The following is a 25,875-nucleotide window of genomic DNA, read 5'->3' as shown; positions in this document are numbered from 1 at the left end:
GGGCTGAATCCAGCTGGATTCAGGCCCTGATTACTATAAGGTTTCTGTGTGGCTTTAAACGAGTTCTCTCTGATAAAACAGTATTTTGCTGATGCTACGCAAAAGCGCCAGGATGTTATTGTCGATATTGGCGATGATTGTGCTGTGCTGTGCTGTCCTGAAGACAGCGATATTGCTATTTCCATTGATACCTTAGTTTCAGGCATTCATTTTTTTGCTGATGTGGATCCGTTTACACTGGGTCATAAATCCCTTGCTGTGGGGTTAAGTGATTTGGCAGCGATGGGAGCAACACCAGCCTGGTTTACACTCGCGTTAACATTACCCGAACTGGATGAAAACTGGTTATCGGCTTTTGCTGAAGGTATGACAGCATTAGCTAGCCAGCATAATATTCAACTTGTGGGCGGTGACACGACGAAAGGACCTCTGACCATCAGTATTCAGGTTCATGGGCTGGTGAAAAAAGGCACGCAGCTACGACGCAGTCAAGCAAAATTATCCGATAAGATTTATGTCAGCGGAACACTGGGTGATGCCGGGGCAGCTTTACAAAAACGTCTATCTTCATGGCAACCCTCAGAACTGACAGAACAAGATTGGCTATTCCTCAATAAACGGCTTGAGCAACCAAGCCCAAGACTGGCGATTTCACAAAAAATCTTACCTTTTACTCACGCAGCAATTGATATTTCTGACGGTTTATTAGCTGATCTTGGTCATATTCTGGAGACGAGTGGTAAGGGAGCCAGAATTAATCTCGATGCTATTCCCTTATCTTCCAGCCTACAAAAAATCGATAGACAACAAGCGCTAAAGTTTGCACTGAGTTCAGGTGATGATTATGAACTCTGCTTTACTGTGGCGGCAGATCAGGTGGCTGCCGTTGAAGCATTAAATCTGGATATTCAACAAATTGGCGAAATTATCGATGAACAGACCATTGTTCTGCTCGATGAAGATGGAAAACCCTCCATATTAGATATCACTAGCAAAGGATATGATCATTTTGCCTAAAGTGACCTTTAAACAATTATTAGAAAGACCAACGGCATTTTTAGCTTATGGGTTTGGTTCAGGTCTTGCACCTAAGGCGCCCGGGACATTTGGCACTTTGGCGGCTATCCCTGTTTTCTATTTGATGCAGTCCTTACCTATGGCGAGTTATCTCTTGCTGACGGTTGTATTTTTTTTCCTAGGCATCTGGTTTTGTCAGAAAACAGTCGACTGGTTACAACAGGATGATCCTTCCGCTATTGTCTGGGATGAAATTGTTGGGTTTCTCATCACTATGATTGCAGCCCCGAGTGGCTGGTTATGGATTTTGTTGGGATTCGTTCTATTCCGGGTATTCGATATTTTGAAACCCTGGCCAGTCAGTCTGGCTGATAAAAGACTGCATGGCGGTTTTGGTGTGATGTTAGATGATGTTATCGCCGGATTATACGCTTTGCTGATACTTCAGCTTATTGCGTATTTTGTCTAATCCGACGATAACCAATATTTATCTTTCTCTACAGGATAGAAGCGGCATCAATCGAGTGATTTTGTGTACCGTGATGGGCAATTTTTAAAGCCCCAAGGGTAGAAGCAATTCTGCCGGTTTCTTGCCAATCTTTACCATGCAAAATACCGTGTAACAAGCCAGCACGATAAGCATCACCACAACCTGTTGGGTCAACAACCTGAGCCGCTTTCTGACACGCAATATCAATGCGCTTACCTTCAGTATAGATGTAAGAGCCTTCGGCGCCACGAGTAATAATCAATGCCTCAACATGACGAGCGATTTCTTCTTCAGGGAGTCCGGTACGGTCCATGAATAATTGTGCTTCATAATCATTTAAGGCGATATAACTGGCTTGTTCAGCAAAGGCCATCAATTCATCACCATTAAACATCGGTAAGCCCTGACCCGGGTCGAAAATAAAAGGAATACCGGCTGATTTTAATTGTTCAGCATGTTGAATCATGCCATCACGACCATCTGGAGCAATGATAGCCAGTTTAATATCTTTGGCTTCACTGATAGGTGTTTCATGTGCCAGGTTCATGGCTCCGGGGTGGAAAGCCGTAATCTGATTATCATCCTTATCGGTGGTGATAAAGGCCTGAGCCGTGTAATGCCCTTGTTTGACATGCACATGCTCACGATTTATATTTTTAGCATCCATCCATTCGGCATAGGGTGTGAAGTCGGTGCCGACTGTTCCCATCGGTACAGGATTATCACCAAGAAGCTTCAGGTTGTAGGCGATATTGCCAGCGCAGCCACCAAATTCGCGACGTAACTCTGGCACCAGAAAGGCAACATTTAGCATATGCACCTTATCCGGCAGGATATGGTTTTTAAATTTATCAGGGAAAACCATAATATTATCAAAAGCGAAGGAGCCACATATGAGCACTGACATAGCTTAACTTTCCTTTATTTCTAAATGAGTAGGTTGGGCCTGGATACTGATTTTTCCTTGCATAAATGCTTGCAAAGTCTGCCCAATAATTTTGTAGCGCCAGCCGTGTAATAAAGCACAGTCCTGGCCTCTAACCAATGATTCAATATCTTTACGTGTAGCAACTGCAGAAGGTGTAATGGACTGTTCGTCACAACTTTTTCTCAATAATGCCATCAGGGCATCAATCAAGGCCTCTTGTTGGTTACTTAAAGCGGTAGGCCGTTTCAATACAGGCCATTGTTCTTTCGGTATTTCTTTTGCCGCTGTAATGACGTTAATTAATATCTTGCCGTAACGATCAATATCACGTGGTTCTAAACCACGAATTTTTTTCATAGCATCAACAGTTGTTGGAGAAAAGCGTGCTAAATCCAGCATAACATCGTCTTTCAATATCCAGCGACGTGGCAAATCAACCTCAATGGCTCGTTTCTCACGCCAGGCACCGAGTTCTTGCAAGATCACTAATTGCTGACTTTTTAAGCGTCCTGCGCCTTTCACTCTCAGCCAACTTTGTTGTGGATCTTCTTGATAAGTTTCTTTTGCAGTTAATGCCGCAAAGTCATCACTCAGCCACTCCACCCGACCTGTTCGGTTAAGTTCATCTACAAGTTGAAGATAGAGTTGTCGAAGATATCTGACATCATCAGCGGCATAGTCGACCTGTGCTTCTGATAGAGGTCGTTGGCGCCAGTCTGTTCTTGCCTGACCTTTATCAAGCTCAACACCGAGACATTGTTTAACCAAATTGCCATAACCTATTTGATCGCCGTAGCCTAGGACTGTTGCGGCCAATTGTGTATCAAAGACTTTGGGCGGGAGTGCATTTTTCATTAAGAAAAATAATTCTAAATCTTGTCTGGCAGCATGAAACACAATGGTGATGTTTTCAGAGTAGAACAACGCCATCAAGGGGGATAAGTCACTAATAGCCAATGGATCAACACAAGCGATGACATCATTGCTGGCAACCTGAATTAAACATAACTGCGGGAAATAGGTCTTTTCGCGATGGAATTCGGTATCCACTGCCAGCCATTCACTGTCTGCTAGCTGTTGGCAGAGTGTATTGAGACCGGCTTCTGTATTTACAAACTGAATAGTCATGCTGTGTCTTTAAAAAAGGAACACAGTATAGCCAGTTTCTTGTTCAATGCATAACCTGACCCTGATGTGTTGACACCATATCTAAAACAGCATTTACAATAATGTCAGGTTGATGAAGATGGATATCATGACCACTGTGAAAAGCAAACAAATGCTGGCTATGGGAGGTGAGTTTCCATAAGTCTTGTTGGAGATGAACCCAGATTTTTTCACGATTTTCAGCATCTTTTTGGCCTTGCCATTCACTCTGGCCACGGCTGATAACAATTAATGGCACATTTGGCAGATGTCTGAGATGTTTAACTTGTAAAGCACTTTGATAAAGTGATGATATTTCAGTTCGAGCAGCGTTAATTGCCCGTTCTTTGAGCATAGATTGTTCGGCGTTCAGTGGTGTACCCGAAGGTTTGGGAAGAATGATGATATTTCGTTTACGATCGTAATTTTGCGGTAGCTTAATATTTAACTTTTCATACTGATTTTCATGTGAAGCGTCTACTAACACAATACCAGTCACTTCTTCAGGGTGACTAGCCGCGAATACTCGCATGTTATAGCCACCAAACGAATGTCCAACCAAAATGAATGGACCATCTAGCTTTGCTTTATGGATCAGGGTTTCTAATTCATTTGCAATACGGACACTGGTACGAGGTTGAGGTCCTGCATCACTCCAGCCATAACCCGCTCTGTCATACACACAGGTACGTGTGTGTTTGGCAATGTTATTTTGAATATCAAACCAGGCTGTGGAGTCATCACCAAGACCAGTATCGATAATAACGACGGGCTGTCCGTGACCTTTGCATAGCATATGAAGTTTGTATCCACCTACATCATAACGGACGCCAGGTGCCTTAGGATATTCGCTGGCATAGGCAGAACTAAGAAATAGGCACAAAAAAATAACAGTGGATATGGAATTTACAGACATCACATGCTCCAAGATGAATCTTACCGGAGCATAGTTTTAGCGATGTGAAGTTTACGTGTAAGAAACTGTTTGCTCTTGGATTTTTTGATTGAGTTGTGTCAAATCAAATGGCCAGAAAAGTTGTTGTTTGTCTGGAAATTCGACAACCGGAATATGTACTCCGAATTCTTCAACAAGCTTATCATCATCACCGATTTCGATAAGCTTGATATCGATTGCATATGCCTGTGACGACGCGTGTAAGAGCTCTTGAGCTTGCTCACATAAGTGACAACCAGCCGTGGTATAAAGATGAATGACCATTATTTTTCTAATAAACGTGGAATCAGGTCAATAAAGTTGCAGGGCTTGTGCGTGGCATTTAACTGGTCATGGAGTATTTCATCCCAGCCAGTAATACAGGCACCTTTAGAACCGGGCAGGCAAAAAATAAATTTACCATTCGCTAGGCCTGCGATAGCTCGACTTTGAACTGTCGATGTTTTGATAACATCATAAGAACGAGCACGAAATAACTCGCCGAAGCCTTCAATTTCTTTATCGAATAATACTTTTACGGCTTCTGGAGTACCATCCCGACCGGTCAGGCCTGTTCCACCTGTAGTAATGATGACATCAATATCGTCATTGATTAACCATTGTGAAATAACCGCCCTTATCCGGTAGGTATCATCAGCCACAATGTCACGATGACTCACGCTATGACCATCCGCTGTAGCTTTATCTTGCAGCACGTCGCCTGAGGCATCGTTGTCTTTAGTGCGTGTATCGGATATTGTCAAAATAGCAATGTTGACAGGAATAAATTCTGAGCCCATCTGGTACCTGCTTTAAAATGATATTTGCGGAACCAGTATAATGAGCAACCAGTCTACGGTCTAGAATCGATTAAAACCCTAGGAGAAAATTAGATGAAGAAAATTGTCTTGGTTTCACTGATTGCAGCGGCCTTGAGTGGCTGTGCTGCTGACGATCCTAACCAGAAAACGAAAACAGGTGCGGCGATAGGCGCTGCGGCTGGCGCTCTACTGGGTTATGCAGTCGATGACGGAGCTGGTGGCGTTCTCGCTGGCGCCGCTGTGGGTGCGCTGGCTGGTGGTGGTGTCGGACACTACATGGATAAACAGCAGCAAGAAATGGAAGCGGCTTTAGCTGATGAGCGTGCACGCAATGAATTAAAAATTCAGCAATTAGAAAATGAAACACTCAAAATTGATATTGCCAGTGAAGTGTCATTTGATTTTGACAGTGCTTCATTAAAATCGGCTTTTACACCGACACTGAATAAAGTCTCTGATATCTTACAACGTTATCCTAATACCATTATTCATGTAGTTGGTTATACAGACAGCGTAGGTTCAGAAAGCTACAATATGAAGCTATCAGAGCGAAGAGCGCAATCTGTTGTTGATTATTTATCCTCCAGAGGCGTGTCTTCCAGTCGTTTATACGCTATTGGCAAAGGTGAAAGTGATCCGCGTGCAACTAACGATACTGAAGCTGGCCGACAATTAAATCGTCGTGTCGAACTGTTTGTTAAACCTGTTATTGAAGGACAAGAGTCTGAAGCCTATCAAACGCCGTAAAACGAAAACGGCCCATCACGCACCGATTGATCCCGATGTCATTTTTGGCCTGCATGCTGTACAGGCCGCTCTGGAAGTACCTGTTAGTCGTGTGAAAGAAATATGGCTGGCAGCGGAAAGACAGGATAACCGTGTTGACAATCTCCTTGCTGCGGCAAATGAGCAAGGTGTGGTTATTCACTTTTCTGAACGTGAAACCCTCGATAAGATTGCTCCTGATGTTCAGCACCAAGGCTGTGTCGCTAAATGTCGGCCTCTGGAAAGTCTGGATGAGAAAGGGTTATTCGATCTTTTAGACAATCTGAATGAGCCGCCTTTATTGTTGATTCTGGACGGTGTTCAAGACCCTCACAATCTAGGCGCATGTTTACGTACAGCTGAAGCTTCAGGAGCTCATGCTGTTATTGCTCCCAAGGATCGTGCTTCTGGCTTAACTGCAACGGCGATTAAGATATCCAGTGGCTCAGCAGAGCGCTTACCTTTTGCCCAAGTAACGAATATTGCGCGTTTGATGCGAGAGTTGCAGCAAAGAGGTGTTTGGTTAATTGGTACCTCGGGTGATAGCGAAACCAGTCTGTATCAAACCAAACTGACTGGGCCAATGGCAATCGTGCTGGGTGCTGAAGGTAAAGGTATCCGCCACTTGACTCGTGAAAATTGTGATGAAGTGGTGTTTATACCTATGCAAGGCGAAGCCGAAAGTTTGAATGTTTCAGTAGCGGCAGGCGTGTGCCTGTTTGAAGCATTTCGTCAACGCAGCTTGTGATAAGTACCTGAATTCAAGTAAAATGTCAGATTGCTTTAAATTCTGATTCGTCAGTTAAGCAAAACTCCTTGCTTTATGGCTAAGACCATAAAGCTGTTTAAACCGTGAGGAGCTCAAATGAGACATTACGAAATCGTGTTTCTGGTCCACCCTGATCAGAGTGAACAAGTGCCTGGCATGATCGAGCGTTATACCCAAACACTGACAAGCGAAGGTGGTCAAGTCCATCGTTTGGAAGATTGGGGCCGCCGTCAACTTGCATACCCAATCAATAAAGTACACAAAGCACATTATGTTCTTATGAACGTTGAATGTGGTGTTGAACAGTTGAATGAAGTAACTACTGCATTCCGTTTCAACGATGCTGTTATTCGTCATCTGGTTGTTAACATGGAAGAAGCGGTTACTGAAGCTTCACCTATGATGCAAAAAGAAGACGAGAAAAAATCAGCTTAATACTGCTGCAGACTTTTAGGAGAATTCATAATGGCACGTTTTTTTAGACGTAGAAAATTTTGTCGCTTTACTGCCGAAGGCATTAAACAAATCGATTATAAAGATGTAAATTTGTTAAAAAACTACATCACTGAAACAGGAAAAATCGTACCAAGCCGTATCACAGGTACTAAAGCGCGCTACCAGCGTCAGCTTTCAACTTGTGTGAAGCGTGCGCGTTTCCTGGCATTGTTGCCATACTGCGACATGCATAAATAATTTGTCTTGATCTAAGCACTTAAACGTATCAGTTATGCTGTTTAAAGTTATTGCCTCTTACGCTATGCAAGGTCGCTGGAAAGCGGCAGCAACAACAGCGGTGTTGTCAGCTCTGGCGATAATCTTTCCGCCACTAAACTATTTGTCTAGTGGTGTGATTTCGTTGACGACTTTGAGAATGGGCCCACGTGAAGGCGTGAGCGTTATTCTGGCAACGTTAGTTGTGTTTGCTTTGCTTGCTGGTTTCTTAGTCGGGCAGTTGTGGATTGCGGGTTTGGTTTTGCTAACCAGTTGGTTGCCGGTTTACCTGGTAACTCTGGCGCTTGGTTATACTCGTTCATTTGCATTGTCTTTATTAACGGCGAGTGGTTTAGGCATTCTGGTTGTACTGATGCTGCATCTGTTTATTCCAGATACAGCATCTTGGTGGCAACAGATGTTAAAACCATTCATCGATAATCTGAGTGAACAGCCTAGTTGGCAATTAAACGCAACACAGACCGAACAGGTGGCGATGAGATTATCTGGTTTAATGACCGGTCTGGTTGCCGCTGGTGTTTGTCTTAATGCGATTTTAGGCATCATTATTGGACGTGCCTGGCAGTCTGAACTCTATAATCCAGGAGCATTTGGTGCAGAGTTTAAACAGTTACGCTTGGGTAAAGCGCCTGCCGTTTTTACCGGGCTACTTATCATTTTGGCACTTACCTCTATTGGTAGCAATGTGCCATGGTTGATGGATTGTTTACCAGTGATGCTGGTAGTGTTTGGTGTTCAAGGTTTGGCTATCGTGCATGCGATGGTGGCGATAAAGCAAAAAAGTAAAGCATGGTTAGTGACTGTCTATGTTTTACTCGTCATTATGCTGCCACAAATGGTAATGATACTAGCCAGCCTGGGTGTATTAGATCAGTGGTTTAATTTACGTGATCGCTCTAAAAAGAGTGGTACGGGTATTTGAATAAGCAATCGATTTGATTGCGAATGAGGGTAGAACGATGCAAGTTATATTGCTAGAAAAAGTTCAAAAGCTTGGTAATCTGGGCGATGAAGTCAATGTTAAGTCTGGTTTTGGACGTAACTTCTTAGTACCTAAAGGTAAAGCGTTACCTGCAACTAAGCAAAACAGAGAAAAGTTTGAAGCACGTCGTGCGGATCTGGAAGCGGCAGCAGCGAAGTTATTAGCTGAAGCTGAAGCACGTAAAGCGAAACTGGTTGCAGCTGGTTCTCTTAATATTATGGCTAATGCTGGTGTTGAGGGTAAACTATTCGGCTCAATCACTGCTGCTGACATCGCTGATGCATTAAATGCAGCAGGTGCTGATATTGACCGCAATGAAGTTCGCTTACCGACAGGTCCATTACGTCATACAGGCGAATACAACATTGATATTCAATTACATGCTGATGTTATTGAAGTCGTCAAAGTCAATGTAAGCTCAGAAGCTGAACTGCAAGCAAAAGCGGAAGCTGAAGAAGCGAAAAAAGCAAGAGAAGCAGCTTTAGAAGAAGCTGAAGCGATTGCAAAAGCACAAGAAGAAGCTTAATGAAAGTATGGAGGCTGGACTCTATAGGTCTGGCCTCCATTTTTTATTCTCATCATCTCAATTTATGAGAATTGTGTCTTAGTTATATAGAGGCTATAAACACTGTGGAAGACTTAAATTATTTCGATTCATTTAAGGATTCTGCCACTGAAGCACTGAAGGTGCCGCCTCATTCCATCGAAGCTGAGCAGTCTGTGCTTGGCGGATTAATGCTCGACAATTCTGCCTGGGAACAAGTGGCCGATCTCTTGGTTGAGCAAGATTTCTATCGTCATGACCATCAATTAATTTATCGTGCGATTGCTCAGTTAATGGAGCATTCACAGCCTGTTGACGTGATTACACTGGCTGAATGGCATGATAAGCGTGGTGAGTTAGACCAAGTTGGCGAACTGGCTTATCTGGGGATGTTGGCACGCAATACACCAAGTGCTGCGAATATTACCGCGTATGCTGAAATCGTGCGCGAACGGGCTATTCTTCGTCAATTAATCAAAGTCGGCAATAGCATTGCCAATATGGCGTTTAAGCCTGAAGGCATGAGCAAAGAAGATATGCTCGATATTGCTGAGCGTCATGTTTTTGAGATTGCTGAAAAAGGCGCAAAACGTGGTGGTGGCTTTATTCAGGTAAAAGATGTACTGAGTAAAGTGGTTGACAGAATTGACAGCCTGTTTGAGCAAGACAGTGCTATTACCGGCTTACCGACTGGATTCATTGACTTTGATGAACAAACCTCAGGTTTGCAACCGGCCGATTTGGTGATTGTTGCTGGTCGCCCATCAATGGGTAAAACCACATTCGCAATGAATATTGCCGAAAATGGTGCCATACACAGTAAACAACCTGTAGCGGTGTTCAGTATGGAGATGCCTGCAGATGCATTGGCCATGCGTATGCTGTCTTCATTAGGCCGAATTGATCAACATCGCTTACGTACGGGTAAATTAAATGATGATGATTGGCCTCGGTTAACATCAGCGATAGCTTTACTTAACGAAGCGCCGTTATTTATCGATGACACACCTGCATTAAGTCCAACAGAATTACGTGCCCGTGCTAGACGTCTTAAACGTGAGCATGGTCTAAGTTTAATCGTGATTGACTATCTGCAATTAATGCAGGGAAACGCCGGTAAAGCCAATGAAAACCGAGCTACTGAGATTTCTGAAATATCGCGTTCATTGAAAGCACTTGGTAAAGAACTGGAAGTACCAGTGATTGCCTTATCCCAGTTAAACCGAAGTCTGGAACAACGTCCAAATAAACGTCCGGTAATGTCTGATTTGCGTGAGTCGGGTGCGATTGAGCAGGATGCGGATCTCATCGTCTTTATTTATCGGGATGAAGTCTATAATTCAGATTCACCTGATAAAGGTAAAGCCGAAATTATCATTGGTAAACAGCGTAATGGTCCTATTGGTACCGTGGCGTTAACATTCCAGGGCAAGTACACACGATTTGAGAATTTTGCCCCAAGTTATTACGAAGATCAGGATAATTATCCGAGCTACGGCGAGGAGTAACATTGACTTTCCCCACTGCGACTATTTCTATTAGTGCCTTACAGCATAACTTTGCACGGGTAAAACACTATGCACCCAAGAGCAAGGTTATGTCGGTTATTAAAGCCGATGCCTATGGCCATGGTGTGATAGCCGTAGCAGAAGCCTTAAAGCAAAGTGATGCTTTTGCTGTGGCACGATTGTCAGAGGCGGTCTCGCTTCGACATCATGGTGTGACACTCCCGATCGTTATTCTTGAAGGGGTTAATACGGCTGATGATTTTCAGCTTGCAGCAGAGTTAGAACTATCGCCAGTGATACATCTCAGTTCTCAAGTCGATTTATTGAGTTCAATCACCTTGGTTCAGCCTTTGCGTTTTAACTGGATCATGGTTGATAGTGGCATGCACCGGCTTGGTATTCGACCAGAGGATATTGAAACAGCCCTTAGCCGTTTAACAGCATCAGGCAATATGAACGATGAGTTCGGCTTGATGAGTCATTTTGCAAACTCTGATCTCGTAGGTGATATCCGTAATCAACATCAACTTGAGCATATGCAAAGCCTCAAACACAAAACCGGTTTGCCAGTCTGTTTGTCTAATTCCGCTGCTGTGCTGGCGTATCCCGAATCGCATTTGGATTGGGTGCGTCCCGGTTTGATGCTGTATGGTATTTCACCATTTGCAAATACGAATGCTGCCGAGCATGAGTTACAGCCAGCCATGCAATTAACGACACAATTGATTTCGGTCTATGACATCAATATTGGTGAACAGGTTGGTTATGGTGGTGACTGGTCAGCTAAACAAGCTTCACGTATTGGTGTCGCCAGTATCGGTTACGGTGATGGATATAGCCGGCATTTATCTAACCGTTCTGAAGTGGTGATTCGGGGCCAACGTTGCCCGGTGATAGGTCGTATTTCCATGGATACGATTTGTATCAATCTGACCGATTGCTCAAAGGCGAGTGTCGGCGATGAGGTGCTGTTATGGGGCCGTTCAGAATTAATGGTAGAAGAGGTGGCTGAATATGCGGGCACCATCCCTTATGAGCTTGTCACTGTGTTGAGTAAACGTGTTAACAGGGACGTTATAGATGGCTAAAGTTAAAAAGGTTTATGTCTGTAAAGAGTGTGGTGCTCAAACACCACAATGGGCGGGACGTTGTTCCGATTGCGGGGCATGGAATAGCCTTGAAGAAGAGATCTATTCCAGTGCTTCATCTACCGCACAAGCTACAATCAGTAAGCATTCTGGTTATGCTGGAGAACAAAAAAGCGAAGTTCAGGCACTGGGACAAGTCACTTCTGAGCAAGCCGTACGTTGGACTACGGGCTTGCCAGAACTCGACAGAGTACTCGGTGGTGGTTTAGTCACAGGCTCGGTTGTCTTGATAGGTGGCGATCCTGGGATTGGCAAGTCCACCTTATTACTACAAGCCATGGCAACAATGGCTGACAGTAGTGGGATTAGTCCACTTTATATCAGTGGTGAAGAGTCTCTACAGCAAATTCGCTTGCGTGCAGAACGGCTTCAATTGGAACAGGCACCGGTTGATCTATTAGCCGAAACCCATGCTGAGCAGATGATTCAGGTCGCAAAAAATCGTAAACCACAAGTGATGGTGATTGACTCAATACAAACGGTATTCACTGAGTTATTACAATCAGCACCAGGAACAGTGGCACAGGTACGTGAAAGTGCTGCGCAGCTGGTTCGTTTTGCTAAATCCAGTGGCACGACAATGATTCTGGTAGGTCATGTCACTAAGCAAGGAGCATTAGCTGGGCCTCGTGTGCTTGAACATATGGTTGATACCGTGCTTTATTTTGAAGGTGATACTTCTACACGATTCAGAATTCTGCGTGCCGTTAAAAACCGTTTTGGTGCTGTGAATGAGCTCGGTGTGTTTGGCATGACGGAATTAGGACTTAAAGAAGTCAGTAATCCATCTGCCATTTTCCTGTCTCGGGGAGATGAGTCTGTGCCAGGCAGCATTGTCACAGTGATACGAGAAGGCAGCCGACCGATGTTAGTTGAGGTGCAAGCCTTGGTTGATAGTAGTCCTCTCGGAAACCCAAGACGGGTGACGGTGGGGCTTGAGCAAAATCGCTTAGCCATGTTGCTGGCTATTTTGCATCGACATGGTGGAATTACCTGTCATGATCAGGATGTATTTATTAACGTTGTCGGTGGTGTAAAACTGAGTGAGACCGGGGCTGACTTGGCGGTATTAGCTGCGATTATTTCCAGCCTGCGTAATAAACCATTACCCAGAGACTGGGTATTATTTGGTGAGGTCGGACTGACGGGGGAAATTCGACCTGTGCAGGCCGGCGAAGAACGCATTAAAGATGCAAATAAACATGGTTTTACTCATGCGATTGTGCCAGCAGCAAATGCGCCACGAAAAGACTTGAAGGGTATGAAGGTGCATGCGGTAAAACAGTTGTCAGAAGTGATTAATATACTTCGGGATATCACTGCTTAATGCTGATCAATCAGAGCTGATAATTCCCTGTGGAGAATGGCTTCATCACCCAGATTCAGCTCAATCAGGCGTTTTAAGTGTGTGATGCTATCCAAACCGATATGTTCGCAGTCAAAACCGATCTGTTCATCATCGATATGAGCTATAACGGTTTCCATCTCGATAATGACTTGGGCATTATCCAGTAATAAGTCAAGACGACATTTATCGCCAATCTCAGATTGCCACTGTCCTGGTTTATGAACTAATAGACCTTTTAATGAAATATCAATGATTTGGCAATTGAGAAATAAATCACCATTTTCAGTGTTGATGTGGGCAACAGCATCAAAAGGTATGCGGCTGAAACGGCGTCTATCCTGAGCGGTTGAATCGGTCATAAATACCCCCTTGAATATAAACTGATACTATCATTGTTTTTGTATGAGGAATACACCATGCTTTGGGTGAAGGCATTTCATATCATTTTTGTAGTGACATGGTTTTCAGCCATGTTCTATTTGCCGCGTTTGTTTGTTTACCATGCGATGACTGAGGATCAAGCGGGTAAAGAGCGCTTTAAAATTATGGAGCGCAAACTCTACCGTGGCATTATGACGCCAAGTGCACTTTTGACTCTCATATTTGGTGTCTGGTTAGTGTGTTATTATCCGCTAGAACAAATAGCATCAATGGGTTGGTTGCATGCAAAACTGACGTTGGTATTACTGCTTTTTGCTTATCATGGTATGTGCGGATCTATGGTAAGGAAATTTGCTGCAGATCAAAATGAGCGTAGCCATACATTTTACCGTTGGTTTAATGAGCTGCCAGTACTGGCTTTGATCGCGATTGTTATTCTGGTTGTTGTAAAACCGTTTTAATAAAAAAAGGGCTCATAAAGAGCCCTTTTTTTGAAGATTGTTGAAACGGCTTAACTTAATCAGTGTATTCAAAAATTTTCACTACACGCTGAACACCGGCAGAATTCCTAACTATATTGACGGCTTGATCCGCTTCAGCATGACTCACCATGCCCATCAGGTAAACTACACCACGTTCTGTTACCACTTTTACATGGAATGGATCCGTATTTTCATCTGTGGTCATTTTCGCTTTGATTTTAGATGTAATCCAGGCATCACTACTACGAGAAGGCAAAGCGCTCGGAGCTGCAATCGCTAACTCATTATGAATACGTCTGACTTTAGGAATCGCTTTTACTTCTGCCGTTACTTTTTGTTTTAGTGACTCGCTCGGAGTTTCACCCGTAAGTAATACAACGCCGTTATAACTGGTGACGTTAATATGGCTCTGGTTATAGATTTCTTTGTTGTTGTAGATGGCGTATGACGCTTTAAATTCGATCCCTTGATCATCAATCACACTACCAGTAGTACGACGATCATAGGCAACTGATGCGCCTGTCGCTGCACCTGTTGCCACAACAGGCACACATGCTTGAAGAAACAATGTGGCGGCAGGAATAACTAAGCCTAACCAAGCTGCTTTTTTGATGTTGAGCATAATGATTTTCCTTGTAATAACGCTATGTACTGACATTTTTTTAGCTAACTAAGCTGGAAAGCGTTTTTTATCCATTCAATCTGTATGGATGAGTCAGCAGGTGTTACCGCCACAACATCAAATCGATAGTGCTGATATGGTGATGATGTTGTTTGAATGTAGTGCTGCGCTGTATGAATAATTTTAGTCTGTTTTTGACTATTTACGCTTTCCAGTGCTGAACCAAATCGTGCATTCTTCCGAAACCGTACCTCGACAAATACCAAGGTATCTTTTTCTTTCATAATTAAATCGATTTCACCTCCACGGCAATGATAGTTCTGTTGTATCAGACGCATACCATGCTTTTGTAGATAGCAGGAAACCTGTTTTTCTATTTGCTGGCCTTTTTCCCTGGCAAACATAATTATTTAATGAGCTTTAGCTCTCCTTGTTCAAATTTTGCCCACAGCATTTTACGAATGACATGTCCCTGCGAGTTGATAGATAACGTACCAGTAGCGCCTGCCATTGAGCTGGTGGGATCTCGACTTAGTTTATTAAGTTGTGGAATCAACTTATAAGCATCTACACCTAGAGCATAGAGTCGGATTGCACTGGCAAAGTTCTCCGGAGACTGATTTTTCAGTGCCTGATACACCGGATCTTCTGCGGCTAATTCTTCAAATACCCATGGAATATCACAAATAATCAAGTCATTCAGATCAATATTTTGTTGCGGATCGGACTGCCCGCTATAAACATGTGACGTTGCCAGTAACGGTAACTGACCTGAACGATGATATTTCAGCTGTGGTACGAGCTGACGTGCTTTGAGTGGGCGAGCGACTAAAAATAAAAAATCAACGCCTTCACGACGACGAGGTTCGAAGTCGAGTGAGCGGCCTAATGTGCCTTGCAAGGACTTATAACGTTGCTCACTTTCATTTAATCCCATTAATGGAATGAGTGTTTCCCGAAAGTCATTTTCAGCTTCATTATAATTTGAGACTAATAACGTGGTGCCACCATCCTTCCGCCATTGATTGGTAAAGGCTGAAGCGATGCGTTGTCCCCAGTCATTATAGGGCGCGAGCACAATGCTGCGTTTGTAGCCCAATTGCTTAGCATAATTGGCAGCAGCGGCAGCTTCGTCTTCTGGCGCAAGTCCAAACTGATAGAGGTTTTTATAAGCCTCAGGCCCATCAGTGCGGTTCAAAGCCAGTACCGGTACACTCAAGTTTGGGTGTGTTGCTAATGTTTCCACTGATGATTTTTGCAATGGACCGATAACCACGCCGGCGCCATCAGCAACGGCAGCATCGTATTGAGATAACACATTACTTTGCCCGCTGATCGCATCGGTTTGTATATCGTAAAAGTGCAGTTGGGCCGTTGAACCATTTACATATTGTGCGGCAATAATGGCGTCTTTAATCGCTTTAGCCGCTTCTACAAATGGCCCTGAGTTAGGCAGTAAGACGGCAATATTTTCAATATCTTTTGGGATATGCGTTCCGGCTGCCAAGGTTTTTTGATACAGCGCTGGATCAGCAGGATGATTGGGGTAGCTTCGTTTCCAGTCTTCAAGTGCAACAGCCAGTACTTCAGGATTATCCTGATACGCTTTAATGTTGTAGGCAAGGGCAAACCAACCACTATCTTCGGCGGGTGGATAGCCTGGGTTAAACAGATCCAATGCTTGTGGCGTCATTTGCATTAATGCCTGCCAAAGCGCTTCACGGTTGTTTTTCAATGATTCAGGATCTGTCAGAATTTTTTCAAGCTTCAAATGGGTGTTGGCTTTTTCCAGCCAATTTCCAGTCAATGTATAAGCATCTGTCTTAAGCTTTAGAACATTCTTTAGATTCTGAGCGGACAAGTCTTTTTCCTGCACAGCACTGAGAGCTTCTAATGCACGCTCACCTTCACTGTTAAACAATGCGATATTGGCGCCCAGGATCGCGGCATCATAGCGTCGGCTTTTATCCAGTAAGCTGAGTTTGATTTGATCTAGTTGACTTTGGCTTAATTCAACTTGGCCTGACTGCCAATACATTTGAGCTGCTTTCAGTTGATATGCCGCTTGTTCAGCACCGTCATTTGTCGTTGCCAGTTGGGCATATTCATCCGCTGCCTGTTGGTATTGTCCGGATAACTCTGAGGCGACCGTTTCAATTTGAGCAGGCTTTGTCATGCTGACCGGTGATTGCACAGGCTGACAAGCCGTCAAGCTCAGGAGGATAATGGCGGATAACCAGAAGCTGCGTTTCAGGAACATAAGGTCATTCTATTATTAGTCATAGGAGGCATCATCTTACCTGTTCGCGTATATTACGACCACACTGTATTCAAGATTTTAAGGAAAGACTGTGAACGAAAGCCAAGCAGGTCAATTATTCATTGTCGCTACGCCCATTGGTAATTTAGCTGATTTTTCAGCCAGAGCGATTGAGGTATTAAAAAGCGTTGATGTGATTGCTGCTGAAGATACCCGGCACAGCAAGTACCTATTGCAGCATTATGCTATCCAGACGTCGACAATTTCTCTGCATGAGCATAATGAACAACAGCGAAGCGACGCCCTTTGCCAACGTTTGCTTGCGGGAGAGTCGGTAGCATTAATCAGTGATGCTGGTACACCACTGATTAGTGATCCGGGTTATCGGTTGGTCACAACAGTGAGGGATGCAGGCATTCGTGTTACGCCTGTTCCCGGATGTTGTGCATTAATTACGGCATTATCTGCTTCCGGCCTTGCTTCTGATAGATTTAGTTTTGAAGGGTTTTTACCGGCTAAGTCATCAGCTCGCAAACAAGTCATGGAGTCGCTGAAGTCAGATGCCAGAACATTGATTTTCTATGAAAGTCCACGGCGTTTACTGGCGGCATTGGAAGATGCGGTTTTGATCTTCGGTGAACAACGACAAGCCTGTCTGGCACGTGAATTAACCAAGCTCCACGAAACCATCGAAACGCGAGCTTTAGTCGACTTAATTGACTGGGTTAAAGCAGATGATAATCAACAGCGGGGTGAGTGTGTACTGTTGATAGAAGGTAGTCAAAATGAAGCAACGGCGGATGAGCAAGAGGTAAGTCGGCTATTAAAAATTCTGCTTACTGAGCTTCCCGTGAAAAAGGCGGCAGCGATGGTAGCTAACATTACGGGTGGCAGTAAAAACGAAGCCTATCAGTTAGCGTTGAAATTACAGCAGAAAAACTAGCATTTAGGTAGAATAGCGCACTGAGACGACTTGGCAATCGCACTGATAGTAATATCGGTGAGGAAAGTCCGGGCTCCATAGGGTAAGGTGCCAGGTAACACCTGGGGGGCGCGAGCCCACGGCCAGTGCAACAGAGAGTATACCGCCGAAGCGATTCGGTAAGGGTGAAAGGGTGCGGTAAGAGCGCACCGCGCTTCTGGTAACAGAAGTGGCATGGTAAACCCCACCTGGAGCAAGACCAAATAGAGGAACGTCTGCTTGCAGACATGTGCGACCCGTACTGTTCCTGGGTAGGTTGCTTGAGGCTGATGGTGACATCAGTCCCAGATGAATGATTGTCCACGACAGAACCCGGCTTATCGGTCGTCTCAACCTTATATGTAACAAGCAAAATAACTGCTATAGACAGCATCATTTTTCCTGTCTTGGCAGTTATTTTTTTGTCTTTTAGATGAGTATTCTAGAATTTACTTTAACTTCACATGCCAGTTTTTTGATAAGAAAGACCTCCTTCAGAAACACCTCCAAGCTTTTTCTCCCACTTTTGTGAAAATGCCCTAAGTCATTGTCATAAAAAGAGGATTTTGTTTATTTACAGGCTTGACTTCGGCCATTTGCCCTCCTATAGTGTCGACAAGTGGGGGAAAGTGGATCTTAGTGGATCGTATTTTTTGGGGATGAGCAGTGTTTCGAGGCGTGGCAACTTTCAATCTGGATGCAAAAGGGCGGATGGCTGTTCCAGCCAAGTTCCGCAAGCATCTTGACGTCTGTTGTGAAGGCCGATTAGTCATCACCATCGATCATTCTGATCATTGTTTACAGTTGTACCCATTGCCAGAATGGGAAATTGTTGAAGAAAAACTTTCCGCATTACCCAGTTTGAATCCTCAAGTACGTCGTTTAAAAAGAATGCTTCTCGGTTATGCCACTGAATGTGAAATGGATGGCAATGGCCGTATTTTATTACCCGCTAAATTACGTGAGTTTGCAGGCCTTGATAAAAGCATGGTGATGATTGGTCAAGGTAACAAGTTTGAATTATGGAATGAGCAAACTTGGAATGAGCTCATGGATGAATGTCTAGAAGAAGATTTTGGCGAGATTTTACCGGCTGAATTAGAAAGCCTGTCGATATAAAGGCGGAATTATGACTGAGAACTACTCGGAACATCTGCCAGTCTTGTTAAGCGAGACCATACAGGGCTTGTCAGTAAAGGCAGATGGTAAATATCTTGACGCGACATTTGGTCGTGGTGGTCATAGCCGTGCCATTCTGGCATTGCTGTCTGATAACGGTCGTCTACTTGGACTGGATCGTGATCCTCAAGCAATTAAAACCGGTTTGGCTCTGGCAGCCGAAGATCCTCGTTTCTCTATCGAGCAAGCTAATTTTTCAGAACTCAGCACGGCCGTGCATTCTCGTCTCTGGCAGGGAAGTGTTGACGGTATTCTGATGGATATCGGCGTTTCTTCACCCCAGTTGGATGATGCGGAGCGTGGTTTCAGCTTTATGAAAGATGGTCCACTGGATATGCGCATGAATCCAGACGCAGGCATCAGTGCAGCTGAGTGGCTGGCAACCGCTGAGATGGATGAGATTGCGGATGTCATCAAAACCTTGGGTGAAGAACGTTATGGCAAGCGTATCGCCAGAGCGATTGTGGAAACCCGGGACGAAAACCCTATTACCACGACTAAACAGTTAGCAGATTTAGTCGACAAAGCGAGTCCTTCCCGCGATAAATTCAAGCATCCGGCGACCAGAACATTTCAGGCCATTCGTATCTTTATCAATAATGAGCTGGAAGAACTCACAACCGCATTAGAGCAAGCTTTGGATGTGCTCGCGGTGGGCGGTCGTTTAGCTGTCATCAGCTTCCATTCTCTTGAAGATCGAATTGTGAAGCGTTTCTTCCGTGATGAAGCCCGGGGGGATGATTTGCCGTCTCACTTTCCCATTACCGTGGATCAATTAAATCCACGTTTGAAAGTGATTGGTAAAGCGATTAAAGCCTCAGAAGATGAGACTCGCTTAAATCCTCGTGCGCGTAGTGCTGTACTTCGTATTGCGGAGAAGTTGGCATGAATATAAAAGCACTGCTCGAAACCATTAAAATTGATACGCCATTGTTTGTGATGGTTTTTGTCGTTTTGGTGTCGGCGGTAGCGGTGATTTATACCAAGCATTTGAGCCGGAACGAATTTGTGCAACTTCAACGGTTAGAAAAAGAACGTGATGCGCTGAATGAAGAGTGGGGACGCCTGCTACTGGAAGAGAGTACCTGGGCGAGTCCAAGCCGGATTGAACAGGAAGCGAAAAGCCGTTTAGGTATGGTGGTACCTAAATCAGATATGACTGTGGTGATTAAACCATGAAGTATCGTGGTCAAAAAGTTCATCCAGTGGGTGCGTGGCGCCTTAATCTTGTTCGCATCATGTTTGTGTTGATGGTCGCTGGTTTATGCTGGCGTTTGGCAGATATTCAGGTCGTTAATCCAGAGTTTCTTCGTCATCAGGGTGATGCACGTCATCTTCGTCAAGTGCCAGTTGTTGCTCACCGCGGAATGATTTTGGATCGCCATGGCGAGCCTTTAGCAATTAGTACACCTGTGCATTCTGTTTGGTTGAATCCTCAGGATGTGCTTGCTACTGATCCTCGTTTACCTAAACTGGCGCAGTTACTTGGTTTATCGACACAAACTATCAGAGAAAAGATTGAACAGAATCAATCGCGTGAATTCGTTTATTTGAAACGTCGTATTACACCTGAGCTGTCAGCCAAGGTCAAAGAGATAGGTATTCAGGGCGTAGCACTTCAACGTGAATACAAACGTTATTATCCAGCTGGTGAAGTTGCTTCTCATATTGTCGGATTTACCAATGTTGATGATATCGGTCAGGAAGGTCTTGAGCTGACTTATGATGCGGTTTTAACTGGTCGTCCAGGCCTGAAACGTATGGTGCGTGACAGCCGTGGTAACTATGTAGAAGGTGGGGAGCTGATTCATCCTGCAAAATCAGGTGAAAACGTTCAGTTAAGCATCGATCTGAGATTACAGTATTTAACCTATCAGGCACTGAAAAAAGCGGTTACCGAACACCATGCCAAATCGGGTACGGCAGTTATTTTGGATACGCATACCGGTGAAGTATTGGCAATGGCAAATCAGCCATCTTATAACCCCAATAATCGAGCGGGGTTAAAACCGAGTGATTTAAGAAACCGTGCCGTCACCGATTTATTCGAACCTGGGTCGACTGTCAAACCCTTCACGGTTACCAGTGGTATCAAGTCCGGTCAGTTTGATACCACAACGATTATTAATACACATCCCGGTTATTACCGAGTCAGTGGTCATCCCATCAGGGATTTTCGTGATTATGGCGAAATTGATTTAGCGACGCTTATCCAGAAGTCGAGCAATGTTGGCGCCAGTAAAATAGCCCTGGCACTCGATCCGGATAAGTTATGGCATGACTTTGCCAGTTTTGGTTTAGGTGAAGCGACGGGTGCTTACTTCCCGGGCGAAGCAATGGGGACCATGCCTGATCCACAATCATGGCGCACGCTGGATATCGCCACTATGGGGTATGGCTACGGCCTATCAACCAGCGCTATGCAGCTCGCTAGAGCCTATACCGTGTTAGCTGATGGCGGCATTCTCAAGCCAGTGACGTTTATCAAAACAGATAAAGTACCACAAGGCCGTCGAGAATTTTCAGCAGATATCATGCATGAAGTGGTGCAGATGATGGTGAAAGTCATTGAGCCAGGTGGTACAGCGACGCGGGCAGCGGTAGCCAATTATCATGTGGCTGGTAAAACCGGTACAGCGAAAAAAGCGATTAGCGGTGGTTACGCCGATAAACGTTATCAATCTGTCTTTGCGGGCATTATTCCTGCCTCGGCGCCTCGACTGGCGATGGTGGTGATGATTGATGAGCCTCAAGGCGAATATTACGGTGGCGCAGTTGCTGCGCCTGTGTTTGCAGAAGTGATGACTGGGGCAATGCGTTTGCTAAATATTCCCCCTGATGATTTACCGATGACCCAGATGCAGGTGGCTCACAAATGATGACTTCAATCGTAAAACCTCAATCATTGATGGCATTACTTAGTGATGTTGTCGTCGACAAATCGGCCCTACAAGAATGTTCTTTGACGGACATCAGTATGGACAGCCGAAGAGTTGCTGCGGGTGGTTTATTTTTAGCCCTGGCTAAAAATACGGTCGACAGAGAAAAGCATCTTCGACAGGCTCTGGAAAAAGATATTTTTGCGGTATTGATTGATGAGCTGCAACCTCTCACTGAGACTGAGCTGGAGATGCTCAATGCAGCCGTGGTGATTGCTTACTCTGTCGACAATCTAGCTGAAAAAGCTGGGTTCATTGCAGCCCGTTTTTATGGTCATCCGTCGGCAGATATGACAGTGATTGCCGTAACCGGCACCAATGGTAAAACATCCGTAAGTCAGTTTATTGCTCAGGCACTCGAATCGATGAATAAACCTTGCGGTGTTATCGGCACTATGGGAGCGGGGCGTCTATGTGATCTGGAAATGACTGGTATGACTACGCCTGATCCGGTCACCATGCAAAAACTACTGGCAAGATTCCAACGTGAAGGCTGTGACTATGTAGCATTGGAAGCCTCATCACATGCGCTTGCACAAGGCCGTTTAAACAGTGTCGAAATTGATATTGCTGTACTGACCAACCTCAGTCGTGATCATCTTGATTACCATAAGACTATGGCTAATTATGCCGCGGCAAAAAAACGCTTATTCGACATGGATAGTGTGCAATATGCTGTTATTAATGCGGATGATGCTTTTGGTACCGATGTCATCTCAAAACTCAGAAAAAACGTTACGTTGTTAACTTACGGTGATGCTGAAAGCCAGGTCAATATTCGTGCTGAACACATTTCATACAAACGTGACGGTGTGGCGTTTGATGCCCGGGTCAATGACAAGTCTGTAGCGGTCAAGTTACCCGTTTTAGGTGAGTTTAATGTCGATAATATTCTGGCGGCAATCGGGGTATTAACTGCACTGGGACTGAATACAGAACAATGTCGTGATGCGATTAATCAGTGTCAGGCGGTAAGTGGTCGTATGCAAACCTATACTCAGGCAGGTCAGCCCACCGTTGTCATTGACTATGCCCACACGCCAGATGCTTTACATCAGGCATTAAGAACATTGCAGGTACATTTGCCTGATGCGGGTCAGCTTTGGTGTGTGTTTGGCTGTGGTGGTGACCGCGATAGAGGTAAGCGCCCACTTATGGGTAAAGTCGCTGAACGTGAGGCTGATCAGGTCATCGTCACAGATGATAATCCCCGTACAGAAGATCATTTGCTCATTATCGAAGACATTCTGGCTGGCTGTGATGAGCCTCAAAAAATTCGTGTCGAACTTGATCGTAAATTAGCGATTACTTATGCGATAAATCATGCCGAGGCAAAAGATATTGTCTTAGTGGCGGGTAAAGGCCATGAGTCCTATCAGGAAATCAATCATGTGCGTTATCCATTCAGTGACGCGGCGGTAGTGACAGCTGTATTTGACGCTCAGGCAAATGGCATTAAAAACGTGGTGGGAGGACATTAATGGGACTGCAACTGCCACTTAAACAGATTGCTGAAATCGTCTCAGCCGATATGCCTATCGTTGATGTTACCGTCACCGGTGCGGTGATTGATTCTCGCAAGGTAACGCCGGGTGATTTGTTTATTGCCTTTAAAGGTGAACATGTTGATGGTCACGAATATATTGCTAAAGCCAGAGAAAGTGGCGCTGTTGCAGCATTAGTCAGTGAATATCAGGATGATGAATTACCACAGATCAAGGTCGATGATGTGCGTGTCGCATTTGGGCAGATAGCACGAGCATGGCTAGCTGAATGCAAAGCAAAAGTGGTTGCTATCACAGGCAGTAATGGCAAAACCAGTTTGAAAGAAATGGTTAAAGCTATTTTGGCAGATGTGGGCACGGTATCGGCAACACAGGGTAATTTGAATAATGATCTGGGTGTACCGTTAACCGTTTGTCGAATCGACAAAAATGATGATTATGCTGTGATCGAGATGGGCACCAATCATCCTGGTGAAATAGCTTATCTGATGAGCATCGTGTCACCTGATGTGTCAGTTATCAATAATATTGCTGCAGCACATTTGGAAGGATTAGGCAGTGAAGAAGGTATTGCCAGAGAAAAAGGCAGTATCTATGAAGGCTTGAAGCAAAGCGGTGTAGCAGTAGTGAATGCTGATATGCCTTATGACTCCATCTGGCAACCTCTAATTGCTGATAGAAAAACTATTCGATTTGCTTTGCAAAATAATGCTGATATTTATGCTGAATATATTCAGCCAGAACCCGCTTCTAGTCATTTTTTGGTGCATATCGACGGTGTTAACCATCACATGACTTTACCTCTGCCGGGATTGCATAACGTCAGCAATGCATTGGCAGCCATCGCTGTGAGCGTTGCCCTTGATATTCCGGTTGATGCCATGGTGCGTGGACTGAACAAAATACAAGCAGTGCCCCATCGACTACAAATGCGCAAAGGCCTGTCAGAGAGCCGTTTAATTGATGATACCTACAATGCTAATCCCGGCTCATATCTCCGGGCCTTAGAAACCTTAGCTGGATTTCAAGAGCCGCGTTGGCTGGTACTCGGTGATTTTGGTGAGTTGGGTGATGAGGCTGATGCCATCCATCAAACCATGGGATTACAAGCGAAATCTGCTGGTGTGACGACATTATTTACGGTCGGAGAAAAAAGCCAACTGTCGGCAGCCGCGTTTGGTGATAACGCTATTCATTTTGAGGATGTACAAACATTGCAACAGCTTTTGCAAAACACACTAACTGCAGATGTGACTTGTTTGATTAAAGGATCACGCTTTATGCAACTCGACAAACTGGCCGATGCGCTGGTAGCGGAGGCACAGTAATGCTGTTGTTATTAAGTGATTACCTAAGCCAGTTCTACAGTGGGTTTAGTGTTTTCCAATACCTGACCTTAAGAGCCATTCTCGGGGTGATGACAGCGCTTGGGATTGCCTTGATTATTGGCCCAACCATGATTCGCCACTTGAGTTTCAGACAGATTGGTCAGGTGGTTAGACAAGATGGTCCTGAATCACACTTCAGCAAGAAGGGTACACCTACGATGGGTGGTGCACTGATTCTGGTCGCTATTGCTGTGAGTACCTTACTGTGGGCTGATTTATCCAATCGCTACATCTGGGTTGTACTGGTTATTACTCTGGCTTTTGGATTGATTGGTTTTGTTGACGATTACATCAAATTAGTCCGTCAGGATCCACGTGGTTTAATCAGTCGCTACAAATACTTCTGGCAGTCTGTGTTTGGTGGCGGTGCTGCCGTATTTTTATATATGACGACCACCGTGCCGGCTGAAACGCAACTCATCGTACCGTTTGTGAAAGAGATTGTTATTCCACTGGGTGGCTGGTACATGCTGCTGACTTATTTAGTGATCGTTGGCAGTAGTAATGCGGTGAATTTAACTGATGGTTTAGATGGTCTAGCGATTATGCCGACAGTGATGGTAGCAGCTGCGCTGGGTCTGTTTAGTTATGTCGGGGGCCATTTTGAGTTTGCCACCTACCTGCAAATTCCTTTTATCCCAAGTGCGGGCGAACTTGTTGTCTTTTGTGCGGCAATGGTGGGCGCCGGGCTTGGTTTTCTCTGGTTTAACACTTATCCAGCACAAGTTTTTATGGGCGATGTCGGTGCTTTAGCACTTGGCGCGGCATTAGGCACGGTTGCTGTATTGGTCAGACAAGAGTTGGTTTTACTCATCATGGGCGGTGTGTTTGTTATTGAAACACTGTCAGTAATGATTCAAGTGGGCTCATACAAATTACGTGGTAAACGCGTTTTTCTTATGGCACCGATTCATCATCACTATGAACTGAAAGGCTGGCCGGAACCTCGCATTATTGTGCGGTTTTGGATTGTCACTGTGTTCCTGGTGTTGATTGGTTTAGCGACGTTGAAAATACGATGACATA

At 44.6% G+C, this 25,875-nt stretch carries 29 protein-coding genes and 1 other RNA gene; 21 read left to right on the top strand and 9 right to left on the bottom strand.

The features are described from left to right. The first annotated feature begins 48 nt into the window (after window positions 1-48). Together thiL and MAMP_RS10590 are read left to right on the top strand one after the other, a co-directional pair. Window positions 49-1,017: a thiamine-phosphate kinase gene (thiL, locus tag MAMP_RS10595; protein WP_007146036.1), complete on the top strand. Its 969-nt coding sequence runs from the start codon at window positions 49-51 to the stop codon at window positions 1,015-1,017. Beyond that, window positions 1,001-1,486 (top strand): phosphatidylglycerophosphatase A family protein, encoded by a 486-nt coding sequence (locus MAMP_RS10590; protein WP_040576284.1) that lies wholly within the window; start codon window positions 1,001-1,003, stop codon window positions 1,484-1,486. Before thiL ends, MAMP_RS10590 begins: the two co-directional genes overlap by 17 nt. Before the next feature lie 28 nt (window positions 1,487-1,514). Here the strand turns inward: MAMP_RS10590 and MAMP_RS10585 are convergent, their stop codons facing one another. Genes MAMP_RS10585 through moaB form a run of 5 tightly spaced genes read right to left on the bottom strand, consistent with a single transcriptional unit; the run spans window position 1,515 to window position 5,315 of the window. After that, on the bottom strand, window positions 1,515-2,414 hold the full coding sequence (locus MAMP_RS10585) for a carbohydrate kinase family protein (RefSeq protein WP_007146034.1): 900 nt from the start codon (window positions 2,412-2,414) through the stop codon (window positions 1,515-1,517). Window positions 2,415-2,417: 3 nt separating this feature from the next. Continuing rightward, on the bottom strand, window positions 2,418-3,563 hold the full coding sequence (rnd, locus tag MAMP_RS10580; protein ID WP_007146033.1) for a ribonuclease D: 1,146 nt from the start codon (window positions 3,561-3,563) through the stop codon (window positions 2,418-2,420). Window positions 3,564-3,606: 43 nt separating this feature from the next. Further along, entirely contained in the window at window positions 3,607-4,497 is an 891-nt protein-coding gene (locus MAMP_RS10575; protein WP_040576283.1) for an alpha/beta fold hydrolase, read from the bottom strand. Between the two features lie 51 nt (window positions 4,498-4,548). Then, entirely contained in the window at window positions 4,549-4,800 is a 252-nt protein-coding gene (locus MAMP_RS10570) for a glutaredoxin family protein (RefSeq protein WP_007146031.1), read from the bottom strand. Further along, window positions 4,800-5,315 (bottom strand): molybdenum cofactor biosynthesis protein B, encoded by a 516-nt coding sequence (gene moaB, locus MAMP_RS10565; protein WP_007146030.1) that lies wholly within the window; start codon window positions 5,313-5,315, stop codon window positions 4,800-4,802. The genes MAMP_RS10570 and moaB overlap by 1 nt, the downstream gene beginning before the upstream one ends. 93 nt (window positions 5,316-5,408) lie before the next feature. On the opposite strand from moaB, the gene MAMP_RS10560 reads away from it, so the two are divergent. The 9 genes from MAMP_RS10560 (at window position 5,409) to radA (ending at window position 13,111) form a co-directional block, all read left to right on the top strand. Then, window positions 5,409-6,083 carry an OmpA family protein gene (locus tag MAMP_RS10560; RefSeq protein WP_007146029.1) on the top strand — a complete coding sequence of 225 codons (675 nt, stop codon included), beginning with the start codon at window positions 5,409-5,411 and terminating at the stop codon, window positions 6,081-6,083. A 25-nt stretch (window positions 6,084-6,108) separates the two neighbouring features. Then, a complete protein-coding gene (gene rlmB, locus MAMP_RS10555; protein WP_040576518.1) occupies window positions 6,109-6,849 on the top strand; it encodes a 23S rRNA (guanosine(2251)-2'-O)-methyltransferase RlmB in 741 nt (246 codons plus the stop codon). A gap of 117 nt (window positions 6,850-6,966) precedes the next feature. Then, on the top strand, window positions 6,967-7,305 hold the full coding sequence (rpsF, locus tag MAMP_RS10550; protein ID WP_007146027.1) for a 30S ribosomal protein S6: 339 nt from the start codon (window positions 6,967-6,969) through the stop codon (window positions 7,303-7,305). A 30-nt stretch (window positions 7,306-7,335) separates the two neighbouring features. Then, window positions 7,336-7,563 (top strand): 30S ribosomal protein S18, encoded by a 228-nt coding sequence (gene rpsR / locus MAMP_RS10545; protein WP_007146026.1) that lies wholly within the window; start codon window positions 7,336-7,338, stop codon window positions 7,561-7,563. Window positions 7,564-7,597: 34 nt separating this feature from the next. Then, a complete protein-coding gene (locus MAMP_RS10540; RefSeq protein WP_007146025.1) occupies window positions 7,598-8,524 on the top strand; it encodes a YybS family protein in 927 nt (308 codons plus the stop codon). A 37-nt stretch (window positions 8,525-8,561) separates the two neighbouring features. Further along, window positions 8,562-9,110, top strand: a complete 549-nt coding sequence (gene rplI, locus MAMP_RS10535; protein WP_007146024.1) for a 50S ribosomal protein L9 — start codon at window positions 8,562-8,564, stop codon at window positions 9,108-9,110. Between the two features lie 104 nt (window positions 9,111-9,214). After that, window positions 9,215-10,636 carry a replicative DNA helicase gene (gene dnaB, locus MAMP_RS10530; protein WP_007146023.1) on the top strand — a complete coding sequence of 474 codons (1,422 nt, stop codon included), beginning with the start codon at window positions 9,215-9,217 and terminating at the stop codon, window positions 10,634-10,636. A gap of 2 nt (window positions 10,637-10,638) precedes the next feature. Further along, window positions 10,639-11,724: an alanine racemase gene (gene alr, locus MAMP_RS10525; protein ID WP_007146022.1), complete on the top strand. Its 1,086-nt coding sequence runs from the start codon at window positions 10,639-10,641 to the stop codon at window positions 11,722-11,724. Next, window positions 11,717-13,111: a DNA repair protein RadA gene (gene radA / locus MAMP_RS10520; RefSeq protein ID WP_007146021.1), complete on the top strand. Its 1,395-nt coding sequence runs from the start codon at window positions 11,717-11,719 to the stop codon at window positions 13,109-13,111. Before alr ends, radA begins: the two co-directional genes overlap by 8 nt. Here radA and MAMP_RS10515 read toward each other — a convergent pair. Next, entirely contained in the window at window positions 13,108-13,491 is a 384-nt protein-coding gene (locus MAMP_RS10515) for a PilZ domain-containing protein (RefSeq protein WP_007146020.1), read from the bottom strand. The two genes, radA and MAMP_RS10515, sit on opposite strands and share 4 nt — an antisense overlap. Window positions 13,492-13,548: 57 nt before the next feature. Here MAMP_RS10515 and hemJ point away from each other — a divergent pair, with 57 nt between their 5' ends. Continuing rightward, window positions 13,549-13,974 carry a protoporphyrinogen oxidase HemJ gene (gene hemJ, locus MAMP_RS10510; protein ID WP_007146019.1) on the top strand — a complete coding sequence of 142 codons (426 nt, stop codon included), beginning with the start codon at window positions 13,549-13,551 and terminating at the stop codon, window positions 13,972-13,974. A gap of 55 nt (window positions 13,975-14,029) precedes the next feature. Here the strand turns inward: hemJ and MAMP_RS10505 are convergent, their stop codons facing one another. Genes MAMP_RS10505 through MAMP_RS10495 form a run of 3 tightly spaced genes read right to left on the bottom strand, consistent with a single transcriptional unit; the run spans window position 14,030 to window position 16,877 of the window. Continuing rightward, window positions 14,030-14,617 carry a BON domain-containing protein gene (locus MAMP_RS10505; RefSeq protein ID WP_007146018.1) on the bottom strand — a complete coding sequence of 196 codons (588 nt, stop codon included), beginning with the start codon at window positions 14,615-14,617 and terminating at the stop codon, window positions 14,030-14,032. Window positions 14,618-14,661: 44 nt separating this feature from the next. Continuing rightward, entirely contained in the window at window positions 14,662-15,021 is a 360-nt protein-coding gene (locus tag MAMP_RS10500; RefSeq protein ID WP_007146017.1) for a YraN family protein, read from the bottom strand. A 2-nt stretch (window positions 15,022-15,023) separates the two neighbouring features. Further along, window positions 15,024-16,877: a penicillin-binding protein activator gene (locus tag MAMP_RS10495; protein ID WP_007146016.1), complete on the bottom strand. Its 1,854-nt coding sequence runs from the start codon at window positions 16,875-16,877 to the stop codon at window positions 15,024-15,026. A 91-nt stretch (window positions 16,878-16,968) separates the two neighbouring features. On the opposite strand from MAMP_RS10495, the gene rsmI reads away from it, so the two are divergent. The 9 genes from rsmI (at window position 16,969) to mraY (ending at window position 25,871) form a co-directional block, all read left to right on the top strand. Continuing rightward, window positions 16,969-17,820, top strand: a complete 852-nt coding sequence (gene rsmI, locus MAMP_RS10490; protein ID WP_007146015.1) for a 16S rRNA (cytidine(1402)-2'-O)-methyltransferase — start codon at window positions 16,969-16,971, stop codon at window positions 17,818-17,820. A gap of 21 nt (window positions 17,821-17,841) precedes the next feature. Next, an RNA gene (gene rnpB, locus MAMP_RS15720) (RNase P RNA component class A) lies at window positions 17,842-18,195 on the top strand. A gap of 321 nt (window positions 18,196-18,516) precedes the next feature. Continuing rightward, on the top strand, window positions 18,517-18,957 hold the full coding sequence (gene mraZ, locus MAMP_RS10485) for a division/cell wall cluster transcriptional repressor MraZ (protein WP_007146014.1): 441 nt from the start codon (window positions 18,517-18,519) through the stop codon (window positions 18,955-18,957). A 10-nt stretch (window positions 18,958-18,967) separates the two neighbouring features. Next, entirely contained in the window at window positions 18,968-19,906 is a 939-nt protein-coding gene (rsmH, locus tag MAMP_RS10480) for a 16S rRNA (cytosine(1402)-N(4))-methyltransferase RsmH (RefSeq protein WP_007146013.1), read from the top strand. Next, window positions 19,903-20,196: a cell division protein FtsL gene (gene ftsL / locus MAMP_RS10475; protein ID WP_007146012.1), complete on the top strand. Its 294-nt coding sequence runs from the start codon at window positions 19,903-19,905 to the stop codon at window positions 20,194-20,196. Before rsmH ends, ftsL begins: the two co-directional genes overlap by 4 nt. Further along, entirely contained in the window at window positions 20,193-21,896 is a 1,704-nt protein-coding gene (locus tag MAMP_RS10470) for a peptidoglycan D,D-transpeptidase FtsI family protein (protein ID WP_007146011.1), read from the top strand. The genes ftsL and MAMP_RS10470 overlap by 4 nt, the downstream gene beginning before the upstream one ends. Next, a complete protein-coding gene (locus MAMP_RS10465) occupies window positions 21,893-23,437 on the top strand; it encodes a UDP-N-acetylmuramoyl-L-alanyl-D-glutamate--2,6-diaminopimelate ligase (RefSeq protein WP_007146010.1) in 1,545 nt (514 codons plus the stop codon). Before MAMP_RS10470 ends, MAMP_RS10465 begins: the two co-directional genes overlap by 4 nt. Continuing rightward, entirely contained in the window at window positions 23,437-24,789 is a 1,353-nt protein-coding gene (locus MAMP_RS10460) for a UDP-N-acetylmuramoyl-tripeptide--D-alanyl-D-alanine ligase (RefSeq protein WP_007146009.1), read from the top strand. The genes MAMP_RS10465 and MAMP_RS10460 overlap by 1 nt, the downstream gene beginning before the upstream one ends. Beyond that, window positions 24,789-25,871 carry a phospho-N-acetylmuramoyl-pentapeptide-transferase gene (mraY, locus tag MAMP_RS10455; RefSeq protein WP_007146008.1) on the top strand — a complete coding sequence of 361 codons (1,083 nt, stop codon included), beginning with the start codon at window positions 24,789-24,791 and terminating at the stop codon, window positions 25,869-25,871. Before MAMP_RS10460 ends, mraY begins: the two co-directional genes overlap by 1 nt. Window positions 25,872-25,875: the final 4 nt, after the last annotated feature.

It is taken from the genome of Methylophaga thalassica MP (genome assembly GCF_000214595.1).
Classification (GTDB): Bacteria; Pseudomonadota; Gammaproteobacteria; order Nitrosococcales; family Methylophagaceae; genus Methylophaga; species Methylophaga thalassica.
Note: the sequence above shows the minus strand (reverse complement) of the source record. Positions and strands in the feature narration are given on the sequence as shown.

What these genes read in the sequence shown, in the direction of transcription:
- MAMP_RS10470 (WP_007146011.1), top strand. Translation starts at nt 20,193, where the DNA reads ATGAAGTATCGTGGTCAAAAAGTTCATCCAGTGGGTGCGTGGCGCCTT.
- MAMP_RS10460 (WP_007146009.1), top strand. Translation starts at nt 23,437, where the DNA reads ATGGGACTGCAACTGCCACTTAAACAGATTGCTGAAATCGTCTCAGCC.
- MAMP_RS10575 (WP_040576283.1), bottom strand. Translation starts at nt 4,497, where the DNA reads ATGTCTGTAAATTCCATATCCACTGTTATTTTTTTGTGCCTATTTCTT.
- MAMP_RS10570 (WP_007146031.1), bottom strand. Translation starts at nt 4,800, where the DNA reads ATGGTCATTCATCTTTATACCACGGCTGGTTGTCACTTATGTGAGCAA.
- radA (WP_007146021.1), top strand. Translation starts at nt 11,717, where the DNA reads ATGGCTAAAGTTAAAAAGGTTTATGTCTGTAAAGAGTGTGGTGCTCAA.
- MAMP_RS10515 (WP_007146020.1), bottom strand. Translation starts at nt 13,491, where the DNA reads ATGACCGATTCAACCGCTCAGGATAGACGCCGTTTCAGCCGCATACCT.
- MAMP_RS10465 (WP_007146010.1), top strand. Translation starts at nt 21,893, where the DNA reads ATGATGACTTCAATCGTAAAACCTCAATCATTGATGGCATTACTTAGT.
- moaB (WP_007146030.1), bottom strand. Translation starts at nt 5,315, where the DNA reads ATGGGCTCAGAATTTATTCCTGTCAACATTGCTATTTTGACAATATCC.
- rplI (WP_007146024.1), top strand. Translation starts at nt 8,562, where the DNA reads ATGCAAGTTATATTGCTAGAAAAAGTTCAAAAGCTTGGTAATCTGGGC.
- MAMP_RS10495 (WP_007146016.1), bottom strand. Translation starts at nt 16,877, where the DNA reads ATGTTCCTGAAACGCAGCTTCTGGTTATCCGCCATTATCCTCCTGAGC.
- MAMP_RS10500 (WP_007146017.1), bottom strand. Translation starts at nt 15,021, where the DNA reads ATGTTTGCCAGGGAAAAAGGCCAGCAAATAGAAAAACAGGTTTCCTGC.
- MAMP_RS10585 (WP_007146034.1), bottom strand. Translation starts at nt 2,414, where the DNA reads ATGTCAGTGCTCATATGTGGCTCCTTCGCTTTTGATAATATTATGGTT.
- rnd (WP_007146033.1), bottom strand. Translation starts at nt 3,563, where the DNA reads ATGACTATTCAGTTTGTAAATACAGAAGCCGGTCTCAATACACTCTGC.
- rpsR (WP_007146026.1), top strand. Translation starts at nt 7,336, where the DNA reads ATGGCACGTTTTTTTAGACGTAGAAAATTTTGTCGCTTTACTGCCGAA.
- mraY (WP_007146008.1), top strand. Translation starts at nt 24,789, where the DNA reads ATGCTGTTGTTATTAAGTGATTACCTAAGCCAGTTCTACAGTGGGTTT.
- rpsF (WP_007146027.1), top strand. Translation starts at nt 6,967, where the DNA reads ATGAGACATTACGAAATCGTGTTTCTGGTCCACCCTGATCAGAGTGAA.
- MAMP_RS10590 (WP_040576284.1), top strand. Translation starts at nt 1,001, where the DNA reads ATGATCATTTTGCCTAAAGTGACCTTTAAACAATTATTAGAAAGACCA.
- ftsL (WP_007146012.1), top strand. Translation starts at nt 19,903, where the DNA reads ATGAATATAAAAGCACTGCTCGAAACCATTAAAATTGATACGCCATTG.
- MAMP_RS10505 (WP_007146018.1), bottom strand. Translation starts at nt 14,617, where the DNA reads ATGCTCAACATCAAAAAAGCAGCTTGGTTAGGCTTAGTTATTCCTGCC.
- hemJ (WP_007146019.1), top strand. Translation starts at nt 13,549, where the DNA reads ATGCTTTGGGTGAAGGCATTTCATATCATTTTTGTAGTGACATGGTTT.
- MAMP_RS10560 (WP_007146029.1), top strand. Translation starts at nt 5,409, where the DNA reads ATGAAGAAAATTGTCTTGGTTTCACTGATTGCAGCGGCCTTGAGTGGC.
- rsmH (WP_007146013.1), top strand. Translation starts at nt 18,968, where the DNA reads ATGACTGAGAACTACTCGGAACATCTGCCAGTCTTGTTAAGCGAGACC.
- MAMP_RS10540 (WP_007146025.1), top strand. Translation starts at nt 7,598, where the DNA reads ATGCTGTTTAAAGTTATTGCCTCTTACGCTATGCAAGGTCGCTGGAAA.